The organism is Marinobacter sp. MA (genome assembly GCF_048298425.1).
GTDB classification, from domain to species: Bacteria; Pseudomonadota; Gammaproteobacteria; order Pseudomonadales; family Oleiphilaceae; genus Marinobacter; species Marinobacter salsuginis.
This window is the reverse complement of sequence record NZ_CP103058.1, coordinates 701,607-712,667: the sequence shown is the minus strand read 5'-3', so window position 1 is coordinate 712,667 and position 11,061 is coordinate 701,607. Positions and strand designations below refer to the sequence as shown.

Sequence of the window (11,061 nt, the reverse complement as noted above, 5' to 3'; positions counted from 1 at the left end):
GCATCGATCGTTCAGGCTTTTGGTGGAGCCAGGCGGGATCGAACCGCCGACCTCCTGCGTGCAAGGCAGGCGCTCTCCCAGCTGAGCTATGGCCCCTCGATCTTCCACACAAGCCAGGTCGATTGTAACCTTAGCTATAGAATTGTGTGGATCTAGGCGTGTTCGGGCGCCGCATAGCCTGCTATGCAAGTCCGGACACAACGACGAGCCACGCAATTCTGGTGGGTCTGGGTGGACTTGAACCACCGACCTCACCCTTATCAGGGGTGCGCTCTAACCACCTGAGCTACAGACCCAAAAACACGGGCCTGCAACGACCCATCTGCTCTCTTTATTCAGCCAACCAAGTAATTCGTGTGGACTCTGACCGAAGCTTTCGGCTTCGTTTAAGGAGGTGATCCAGCCGCAGGTTCCCCTACGGCTACCTTGTTACGACTTCACCCCAGTCATGAACCACACCGTGGTGATCGTCCTCCCGAAGGTTAGACTAACCACTTCTGGTGCAATCCACTCCCATGGTGTGACGGGCGGTGTGTACAAGGCCCGGGAACGTATTCACCGTGACATTCTGATTCACGATTACTAGCGATTCCGACTTCACGCAGTCGAGTTGCAGACTGCGATCCGGACTACGACGCGTTTTGTGAGATTGGCTCCCCCTCGCGGGTTTGCAGCCCTCTGTGCGCGCCATTGTAGCACGTGTGTAGCCCTGGCCGTAAGGGCCATGATGACCTGACGTCATCCCCACCTTCCTCCGGTTTGTCACCGGCAGTCTCCCTAGAGTTCTCAGCCGAACTGCTAGCAACTAGGGATAGGGGTTGCGCTCGTTACGGGACTTAACCCAACATCTCACGACACGAGCTGACGACGGCCATGCAGCACCTGTGTCAGAGCTCCCGAAGGCACCAATCCATCTCTGGAAAGTTCTCTGCATGTCAAGGCCAGGTAAGGTTCTTCGCGTTGCGTCGAATTAAACCACATGCTCCACCGCTTGTGCGGGCCCCCGTCAATTCATTTGAGTTTTAACCTTGCGGCCGTACTCCCCAGGCGGTCTACTTAGTGCGTTAGCTGCGCCACTAAGACTTCAAGAGTCCCAACGGCTAGTAGACATCGTTTACGGCGTGGACTACCAGGGTATCTAATCCTGTTTGCTCCCCACGCTTTCGCACCTCAGTGTCAGTATTGGTCCAGAGTGCCGCCTTCGCCACTGGTGTTCCTTCCTATATCTACGCATTTCACCGCTACACAGGAAATTCCACACTCCTCTACCATACTCTAGCCTGACAGTTCGAAATGCCGTTCCCAGGTTAAGCCCGGGGCTTTCACATCTCGCTTATCAAACCACCTACGCGCGCTTTACGCCCAGTAATTCCGATTAACGCTTGCACCCTCCGTATTACCGCGGCTGCTGGCACGGAGTTAGCCGGTGCTTCTTCTGTGAGTAACGTCAAGGCTGGCCGGTATTAACGACCAACTTTTCCTCCTCACTGAAAGTGCTTTACAACCCGAAAGCCTTCTTCACACACGCGGCATGGCTGGATCAGGGTTGCCCCCATTGTCCAATATTCCCCACTGCTGCCTCCCGTAGGAGTTCGGGCCGTGTCTCAGTCCCGATGTGGCTGATCATCCTCTCAGACCAGCTACGGATCGTCGCCTTGGTAGGCCTTTACCCCACCAACTAGCTAATCCGACATAGGCACATCCAATAGCGCAAGGTCCGAAGATCCCCTGCTTTCCCCCGAAGGGCGTACGCGGTATTAATCCGGGTTTCCCCGGGCTATCCCCCACTACTGGGCAGTTTCCTATGCATTACTCACCCGTCCGCCGCTCGTCAGCGGGGTGCAAGCACCCCCTGTTACCGCTCGACTTGCATGTGTTAAGCCTGCCGCCAGCGTTCAATCTGAGCCATGATCAAACTCTTCAGTTTAAATCATATAGCAATCCGAAGATCGCAATTCTTGCTCAAGACAAAACTCAATTTCGACGAGTCACTGTCCTGATATTTCATATCCGAAATACCTCGGCCAGCGCCCACACGAATTACTTGGTTAACTTTTTAAAGAGCGTTTGAGCTGTTGCTCAATCAAGGCCGCGTATTCTACATCGTTCCGCCGCCTTGTCAACCGTTTATTTTTCGATGTTTTCCGTCTCCGGAAAGCGCCGAAAATCACCCGGCTTACTGCTTGTTTCGAGGCGCGCATTCTACAGCGAACTACTTGCCTGTCAACTGCTTTCTGAAGAATTTTGAAACCCAATTTCCTCACTACTTTCAAGCAGTTGCCCTTCGAATTCGGAGCCGCTTAAGTGGCTTGCTCCTCGAAGGAGATGCGCATTCTACAGACCTGCCCGGGGGTGTCAACGGCGATTCTGAAAAAAACTCAAAATCGCCCAAAATCGATCACGCAGTAATCAGGATGCGGGCGATCTTCTTCTTGCCCGCCTGGATTACACAATCATCACCCTCTACAAACCTCCGATCACCTTCGAATTGCTGACCGTCGACAAATACCGCACCGCGCCCCAGGACATCACGGGCCGCCGCTCCGTTCTTTACCAAACCGGCGAGGCGAAGCACTGCCGCCATCGGAATCTCGGCCTGCCCCTCCAATGACACCTCAACAGTCGGCACATTATCAGGGATCTCGCCGAGCGCCACCCGGTTACCGGCGGACTTGTGAGCAGTTCGGGCTGCCTCCTCATCGTGAAAGCGGGTAATGATCTCTTCCGCGAGCAGCTTTTTATAGTCCTGGGGATTCGCTCCGCCAGCAACAGCCTCACGAAAGCCTTCCACTTCGGCAAGCGGCCGGAAACTCAAAAGTTCAAAGTAGCGCCACAGGAGATCATCCGGCATGGAGAGCAGCTTGGTATACATTTCGCCAGGCGAGTCGTTGACGCCCACATAGTTCCCCAGAGACTTGGACATCTTCTGAACACCATCAAGCCCTTCCAGAATTGGCATGGTAAGGATCACTTGAGGCGACTGCCCATAGTGCTTCTGCAGGATACGACCCATAAGGAGGTTGAACTTCTGATCGGTACCCCCCAATTCAACATCAGCTTCCATGGCAACTGAGTCGTAACCCTGCACCAAAGGGTAGAGGAACTCGTGAATTGCGATCGCCTGCTCAGCCCGGTAGCGCTTGGTGAAATCATCCCGCTCAAGCATGCGGGCGACGGTATACTGGCCCGCCAGCTTAATCATATCTGCAGCGCTCATCTTGCTCATCCAATCGGAATTGAACATGACGCGCGTTTTTTCAGGATCCAGGATTTTGAACACCTGCTCTTTATAGCTAACCGCGTTCTCGGCGACCTGCTGCTCTGTTAAAGGAGGACGCGTTGCACTCTTGCCGGTCGGATCACCGATCATCCCGGTGAAATCACCGATCAGAAACATCACTTCGTGCCCCAAATCCTGGAACTGACGAAGCTTGTTAATTAGAACGGTGTGACCAAGATGAAGGTCAGGCGCAGTGGGATCGAAACCGGCCTTGATCCGGAGCGGACGACCTTCTTTCAATTTCTCGATAAGCTCATCTTCCGGAATGAGCTCGTCTACGCCTCGCTTGATTATCGCCAACGCTTCATCAATGGATGCCATGAACAACACGTCCCCGCTTTGATCCTGAAAAAAATTCTGCCAGTTACAGAGTTCAACAAAAGAAATCTGTGAGTTACCTGTTCCCCTGTTAAAGTTAGCTGACCAGAAATTGACCAACACCGAGTTTACAGGGCGGCGTATTATAACAACGCTGTCGAAAGAAATCCGGAGGATGGAACAGTAACCGTAATGTTCCACGCTGTCCCGCATGCATTTTATACGGTAATCTGTTGGACTATACTTGAACAACAGCTTTAATTAGGTAGTACAAGCTGCCGTAATGCCGATTAAAACGGGTGCGATACGTGCTAAAAATGTTTCCCAAAACTCACATTACCATTGCTGCTGCGGCCACGGTTGTTGTTACCGCTGCCATTCTTATGAGCCCCAGCAGCAACGTTGAAGCAAAGCGGATGTCCTACTCCCTGGATCTGGAGCAGGGCACTGTTTCCGAAACCGGCGCAGCAACTGTGGAAGCAACACCGCCAGCCGGTGCAGCCAAAGAAACCCAGCCGGAAGCATCCGCGCCAGAAATGGCTGTAGGAGCCAGCAAACAGGTAAGCGTTGAAGAGCCGGAACAGACTGCCGCTCCGAAGCAGCCCGAATTCGACTGGCAAACCTTCGCGATCAAGTCCGGCGACACCCTTTCTTCCCTGTTCAAGAAGGCGGGCTTCAATGACGGCATCATGCTTTCTGTTATTCACGGTGATGGCGAGGCAGACAAGCTGCAGCGCCTCTACGCGGGCGAGACTATTCGCTTTGCAACAACCGATGACGGCTCACTTGCAGCGATTGATCTGCAAAGAAATCGCCTGGAAACCCTGAAGATTAAAAAGAACGGAGAGAGCTTTACCGGCGAGACCGAAATTCGCAAACCGGAGGCACGACCGGCTTTCGCATCAGGCACCATTGACGGCTCTCTTTATCTGGCTGCACGGGAAGCCGGCCTAAATGACCGTTTGACCATGGAGCTGGCCGGTATCTTCGGCTGGGATATCGACTTCGTCTACGATGTCCGCAAGGGCGACCAGTTCGAAGTGGTTTACGAAGAACTCTACCTGGACGGCGAGAAATTCGATACCGGTCGAATCCTGTCTGCCCGATTTGTTAACCGTGGCGAAGAAAACCTCGCCCTGCTCTACACCGACAGCAATGGCGATGCCGATTACTACGCGCCGGACGGCAAAAGCATGCGCAAAGCCTTCCTGCGGACCCCGATTAATGCCCGGGTTTCCTCTCCCTTTAATCTGCAGCGCCGACATCCAGTGCTGGACGTTGTCCGCCCGCACGAAGGTACCGACTACGCGGCGCCTCCCGGAACGCCCATCAAGGCTGCAGGTTCAGGGCGGGTTAAATTTGCCGGCTGGAAAGGTGGCTACGGGCGAACCGTTATCCTCCAGCATGGTGACAATATCACCACCCTGTATGCCCACATGAGCCGCCTGGGCAAAGGTATCAAGAACGGCACACGGGTCAAGCAGGGCCAGACTATCGGCCACGTCGGTTCCTCCGGTATGGTCACTGGCCCGCACCTGCACTACGAGTTCAGGCTGAACGGGTCGCCGCGCAACTCGCGCACCGTCAAACTGCCGGATGCCAAACCCATTCCGTCCTCCGAAATGGCCCGATTCAAGCAGTTCACAGAGCAACGAATCGCCCAGTTCGACGTTTTCCGCGAGAGCTATCAGCAACTCGCACTGGCATCAGACGACTGAACCAGGAATGGAAGCCTGGATAGGGTTGATGTCGGGCACCAGCATGGATGGCATTGATGCCGTGCTGGTGTCTTTCCAGAGCAACACCGTAACGATTCACGCCTCGCATACCACCCCCTACCCCGACCAGATTCGCCATCGCCTGCTTGCTGCCAGCCAGAATCAGGCTGCACCGGACGAGGTCGGTGAACTGGACACCCTCGTCGGGACGCTGTTTTCCGAGGCCGCGAACGAAGTCATCCAAAAGTCCGGTTTTGACCCAACCGCGATTCGCGCCATTGGCAGCCATGGACAAACCATACGGCACCAACCCTCCGGCACGGCTCCTTTTTCAATCCAGATTGGCAATCCCTCCGTGGTTGCCGAAGCTACGAACGTCACGACGGTCGCCGACTTCCGGCGGAGGGATATGGCTGCGAAAGGCCAGGGGGCACCCTTGGTTCCTGCCTTCCACAAGGCGTTTTTCAGCTCGAATACGGAAAACCGCTGCATTCTGAATCTCGGTGGCATCGCCAACATCACTTGGCTCCCCGCCAGTGAAAACACGCCGGCCACCGGCTTCGACACCGGCCCGGCCAATGCACTGATGGACGCATGGTGCCTGGACCAGACAGGACTTCCTTTTGACAGCGATGGCCATTGGGCCCTCGAGGGCTCGGTCAACCAGGAACTTCTCGAAGACATGCTCTCTGATGCCTACTTTTCGAAGACGCCCCCGAAGAGCACCGGGAAAGAAAGGTTCAATCTTGATTGGGTCAGAACACTGGTAGGTCGCCATCCGGAGATTCCAGCGGAAGATATTCAAAGGACATTGCTGCAACTGACCGTTACGAGCGTCGTCGACCAACTGCCTGAGACCAGGGGCCTTCGGGTTTACGTTTGCGGAGGCGGGGCGCGAAATCCGCTTTTGATGGAAGAGCTGGGTAAGGCACTGCCCGAGGCCCAACTTTCACTGACCTCGGAACTGGGGCTAGACCCGCAGATGGTAGAGCCTGTGGCATTTGCATGGCTGGCAAAACAGGCGCTGGAAGGAAAACCCGGGAATCTCCCGGAAGTCACCGGAGCAGCCGGGCCACGCATTCTGGGCGCCATCTACCCCGCCTGACGTTTTCCGGATCAAATGGAGAAGGAACTGCCACAGCCGCAAGTGGAGCTGGCATTAGGGTTCTGGACCACGAACTGTGACCCTTGCAGGCCTTCCTGATAATCAATCGTGGCGCCCACCAGATACTGGTAACTCATCGGATCAACCAGCAGGAACACGCCATCACGCTCGATCACGGTGTCTTCTTCGTCCTGGTTTTCATCAAACGAGAAGCCGTACTGAAATCCGGAGCAGCCACCACCTGTGACAAAGACGCGAAGTTTCAATTCGGGGTTTTCCTCTTCCTCGATCAACTCACGTACTTTGGCAACGGCATTGTCACTGAAGAACAGCGGTGTCGCCATTTGTTGCTGAACTGCGCTCAAGTTCGCCTCCGGATATTCGTGAACAACTAGGCGATTATGGTATTCCCGACTGAAACAATCAACTATTCGGACTTTCCACCATCGCCCGATGCCTCGGGCTCCGCTGTTTGATCACCAGCAGGAGCCTGTTTAGGGCCGGCACCGGCAGATTTGGCATCCTGGGAGAGCAGCCCGACGGGCTCCCGCTGATGAACCAGGTTGCCGTTCACCGAGGCGCCCATCGCCATCTCGATCAGGTTGTAGTAGACGCTGCCATTGATGGCCGCTTTTTCCGCCAGTTCAAGATGTGCCGATGCGTAGACATCACCATTTACCGTACCGTTGATGATGACGTGAGGCGCGTTGATGTCGCCCGTCACTTCGCCCACCTCCGAGACCCTCAGTACTGCATCTGTGCCCTCATCGGCAAGCACCTTCCCACGAATTCGGCCATCCACATGAAGCCCACCGCTGAAATGCACATCGCCTTCCACAGTCGTTCGTGAGGAAATAAGGGTGTCAAAGTGGCCAGTGGGCCGGCGCGGCTTCTGCTTTTTCTTGCCAAGCATGTCAGTTCTCCGTTAAATCGTCCCAGTTAAAGGTGCGCTCGGCTTGCGAGGATTTTCTTCCTTCCGCCTGGGCTACCACCTGGATTTCCAGCGGCTCAAATTCTTCCGGCAGTTTCAGGGAACCTTCGACGTCCTGAAAATACCGGAAACGGAATTTCACGCCGAGATCGGCTATGTCCTCCGAAAGGTCGCGCAGAGCGATGACCTCTTTCTCTTCATCACGCAAACCGATGACATTGACCGCTACGACACCTGAAATGTAGCTCTTGTTGTTGCCGACCTGGGTCAGCACCAGCTTGAAGTCGTAGCTATCCTGATTACGAGTCGGAACCAGCGTGAAACTGTCAACCTGGAGGCCTTTGCTGGTCTCCGATGGCGCCATGATATTTTTATAAAATGTCAGGTCAGATTGCAGTGACACAATCCGGGTTTCCAGCTCGACAATGGTTTTGCGAGCCTGATTCAGGGCCTGCTCATCTATGACCCGTCCTCGCTCCAGGTTGATCAGCTGTTGCCTGGCCTTGCGATAATCCTCTCGCAAGGCCTCGACTTCATCCTCCAACACCTGGTTTGACTCCTCAGCGCTGGAAAACCGGAAACCACCCTGAGCCAGGCCGGTTGCATATCCGGCGATTGCCGCAACAACGGTAAAAATCAGCAGTATGGCCGTTCTGCGCAGACGATACCCGGGACGATGGCGAATAACCACATACTCCTCAGCCGGCTTTCGCTGCTCGCTCACGATCTTTCCCTGGGCATCAAGGCAGAAGCGCCGGGGCTTCAAGCCCCATGGTTTCTTTAAGGCCGAACATGATGTTCATATTCTGAACCGCCTGCCCTGCTGCGCCTTTCACCAGATTATCGATGACAGAAGAGACAATCACGATGTTGCTATGCTCCTGTCTGTGCAGCGCCATACGACACTGGTTTGCCCCGCGCACACTTCGGGTCTCCGGATGGCTACCAAACGGCATGACATCGACAAACGGCTCGTCCGCAAAGCGCTCCTCGAACAACGTCTGCAGCCGATCAAAATCGGCCGGGTTCTTCAGCTCCGCGTACAGCGTCGCCTCGATACCGCGGATCATTGGAATCAGATGGGGAACGAAGGTTACGCCCACATCACCTCCGGCCGCCCCGGACAGACCCTGGCGAATCTCTGGCAGATGGCGATGCCCTGAGGCGCCATAGGCCTTGAAGCTTTCACCAATCTCACCATGCAGCATACCAATCTTGCCCTGCCGGCCTGCGCCGCTGGCGCCGGATTTGGCGTCCGCGATCAGCCGGGCAGGATCCACCAGCCCCTTTTCCAGCAATGGGAGGAAGCCCAGCTGAACCGCTGTAGGATAACAACCGGGGTTGGCAACCAACTGGGCTGTCCGGATTTCATCTCGCACCACTTCCGGCAAACCATAAACCGCCTTTTCAGCCCATTCCGGACTTTCATGAGCCATCCCATACCAGTTGGCCCAAACATCAAGATCCTTAAGCCGGAAATCCGCAGAAAGATCCACCACACGCACGCCGGCCGACATCAGTTCCGGAACCATTCGCATGGCCACACCATGAGGCGTGGCGAAGAAAACCAGGTCGCAGGCTCCAAGCACGGCTACATCCGGCTCGGAAAACGCCAGGTCATAGTGGCCACGCAAATTCGGGTACATGTCCGCTACCGGCATGCCCGCTTCAGACCGGGAGGTAATACAGCTGACCGAAACTTCAGGGTGAACCGCGAGGATTCTCAGCAGTTCCACACCGGTGTAACCGGTGCCACCAACGATGCCTACTTTAATCACCATCTTCTCCAGCGACGTCGTATCAGAATTAATAGCTTTGACGTCGTAGTCTACCATGATAAACCAATGACTTATTGCAGCCCTCAAGGCGACCGTTACAATGTTGTCAGAATCCTTCTGACCGTCCACCCAAATCCACCGGAACTCTGGCCTCATGCAGAAAATCTGGCACCAGATTACCGAGCATCTGATTCCCGTTTTCCGGCGCCGATTGTCCGGTGTTGACGCATTACCGCAACTGGCCGTGCTCGGCCTTCTCTCCGGGCTGTTTACCGGAGGCGTCATACTCGTATTCCGCCTGGCCATCGAGTGGCCGCTCGAACATTTCCTGCCGGGAGAGGGTTCCGAATCCTTCGAGGAACTGGACCTGCTGACCCGGGGGCTTCTCCCCCTGGCCGGCGCCCTGGGGCTGGGCTTGTTGATGCATCGGCTGGCTACCCACGACCGCAAGGTCGGGATCGTTCACGTTATGGAGCGTTTGAACTACCACCAGGGCTACATTTCCATGCGTAGCGCCCTGGTGCAGTTTATCTCGGGGGTGGCCACGGTGGTCAGCGGCCAATCGGCGGGGCGCGAGGGGCCGGCAGTGCACCTGGGCGCCGCCTTCTCGAGCCTGATGGGACAATGGATGCGCCTGCCGAACAACAGCATCCGGACGCTCGTGGCCTGCGGCTGTGCGGCGGCCATTTCAGCGTCGTTCAACACGCCGATCTCCGGGGTTATTTTCGCCATGGAAGTGGTGATGATGGAATACACCATTGCGGGTTTCACGCCAATCATTCTGGCGGCCGTGAGCGCAGCGATTGTGACTCAGGCAGTGTATGGCGCTGAACCGGCCTTCAGCGTGCCGGCGCTGACCATGAACTCGCTGATGGAGATCCCCTGGATACTGGCCATTGCCGTCATTATCGGCATCGCCGCCGCGCTGTTTATCCAGTTGGTGGACACCATGGGCAAGCACCGCCACCGTCCGGTTTTGTTGCGCATTACCATTGCGGGCCTTCTGATGGTGCCCTTCGCCATTTTCATTCCGGAAACCATGGGTATCGGGTACGACACCGTCAACGAAACCATTAACGGTGAGCTGGCGTTCTGGCTATTGCTGGGTGCTGGCGCCGCCAAGCTGGTCATTACCTCGCTTTCCATCGGCCTGGGCATGCCAAGCGGCGTGATTGGCCCGACGCTGTTCATGGGGGCAACCCTGGGCGGCGCCATGGGCCTGATCGGCGCACAGATTTTGCCGGAACACGCCTCGTCGGTTGGCTTTTACGCGATGCTCGGAATGGGCGCCATGATGGGGGCCGTGCTCCAGGCGCCACTCGCAGCCCTGATGGCACTTATGGAACTCACGCGGAACCCCAACATCATCCTTCCGGGCATGCTGATTATTACCACGTCGAGCCTGGTGACCAGCGAGGCCTTCGGCAAGAAATCGCTGTTCCTCACCATTCTCAAGAACCAGGGGCTGAGCTACCAGAATTCTCCCGTGATCCAGGCCCTGCGCCGGGTGTCGGTCGGCGCCATCATGGATCGCAGCATCCTGCGTACTGAACGACACTTGACGGTGGAAGAGGCGCGTAAGGTCCTGAAATCGGAACCAAAGTGGCTGGTGGTTGAGGGCAGCAGCGGACCCACGGCACTGTTGCCGGCAGTCGACCTGGCGAGATATCTGGAAGACACGGAAAAACTGGTGGCCGACGAGGAAATCGAACCACCGGAGTCCATTGACCTGATGGACATTCCCGCCAATCGTCGCGACGTTGCCCCGGTGCAGTACCAGGCCACTCTGGAGGAGGCCCTGGACCAGTTCGATGCAACCAATGCCGAGGCCCTTTACGTACAACGTCACGTGGCGCCAATGATCCAACGTGTTTATGGCGTGGTTCTGAAAGCCGATATCGAGAGTTACTACCAATACCGACGGAGCTGAC

8 protein-coding genes, 2 tRNA genes and 1 rRNA gene are annotated in these 11,061 nt (G+C 56.0%); 3 read left to right on the top strand and 8 right to left on the bottom strand.

The window, feature by feature from the left end; all coding sequences use genetic code 11:
* Window positions 1-20: 20 nt before the first annotated feature.
* The 4 genes from NUW46_RS03230 to tyrS form a co-directional block, all read right to left on the bottom strand.
* Window positions 21-96 (bottom strand) — tRNA-Ala (locus NUW46_RS03230).
* Window positions 97-219: 123 nt separating this feature from the next.
* Window positions 220-296, bottom strand: a tRNA-Ile gene (locus NUW46_RS03225).
* A gap of 91 nt (window positions 297-387) precedes the next feature.
* A 16S ribosomal RNA gene (locus NUW46_RS03220) occupies window positions 388-1,927 on the bottom strand.
* Between the two features lie 471 nt (window positions 1,928-2,398).
* Complete coding sequence (gene tyrS / locus NUW46_RS03215) at window positions 2,399-3,601, bottom strand: tyrosine--tRNA ligase (RefSeq protein WP_222466618.1); 1,203 nt, start codon at window positions 3,599-3,601, stop codon at window positions 2,399-2,401.
* A 305-nt stretch (window positions 3,602-3,906) separates the two neighbouring features.
* Between tyrS and NUW46_RS03210 the strand changes: the two genes are divergently transcribed.
* Together NUW46_RS03210 and NUW46_RS03205 are read left to right on the top strand one after the other, a co-directional pair.
* A complete protein-coding gene (locus NUW46_RS03210) occupies window positions 3,907-5,316 on the top strand; it encodes a peptidoglycan DD-metalloendopeptidase family protein (RefSeq protein ID WP_418141361.1) in 1,410 nt (469 codons plus the stop codon).
* A gap of 7 nt (window positions 5,317-5,323) precedes the next feature.
* On the top strand, window positions 5,324-6,421 hold the full coding sequence (locus NUW46_RS03205) for an anhydro-N-acetylmuramic acid kinase (RefSeq protein ID WP_418141360.1): 1,098 nt from the start codon (window positions 5,324-5,326) through the stop codon (window positions 6,419-6,421).
* A gap of 11 nt (window positions 6,422-6,432) precedes the next feature.
* Here the strand turns inward: NUW46_RS03205 and erpA are convergent, their stop codons facing one another.
* The 4 genes from erpA to argC all read right to left on the bottom strand — a co-directional run bounded on the left by erpA (window position 6,433) and on the right by argC (window position 9,130).
* Window positions 6,433-6,765, bottom strand: a complete 333-nt coding sequence (gene erpA / locus NUW46_RS03200) for an iron-sulfur cluster insertion protein ErpA (RefSeq protein WP_205632679.1) — start codon at window positions 6,763-6,765, stop codon at window positions 6,433-6,435.
* An 83-nt stretch (window positions 6,766-6,848) separates the two neighbouring features.
* Entirely contained in the window at window positions 6,849-7,334 is a 486-nt protein-coding gene (locus NUW46_RS03195) for a bactofilin family protein (protein WP_069184821.1), read from the bottom strand.
* A 1-nt stretch (window position 7,335) separates the two neighbouring features.
* Complete coding sequence (locus NUW46_RS03190) at window positions 7,336-8,076, bottom strand: DUF6776 family protein (RefSeq protein ID WP_069184836.1); 741 nt, start codon at window positions 8,074-8,076, stop codon at window positions 7,336-7,338.
* 16 nt (window positions 8,077-8,092) lie between these two features.
* The gene (argC, locus tag NUW46_RS03185; protein WP_418142005.1) at window positions 8,093-9,130 is read right to left on the bottom strand and encodes an N-acetyl-gamma-glutamyl-phosphate reductase; all 1,038 of its coding nucleotides are present in this window, start codon (window positions 9,128-9,130) and stop codon (window positions 8,093-8,095) included.
* A gap of 154 nt (window positions 9,131-9,284) precedes the next feature.
* Between argC and NUW46_RS03180 the strand changes: the two genes are divergently transcribed.
* On the top strand, window positions 9,285-11,060 hold the full coding sequence (locus tag NUW46_RS03180; protein WP_418141359.1) for a chloride channel protein: 1,776 nt from the start codon (window positions 9,285-9,287) through the stop codon (window positions 11,058-11,060).
* The last annotated feature ends 1 nt before the right edge of the window (window position 11,061 follow it).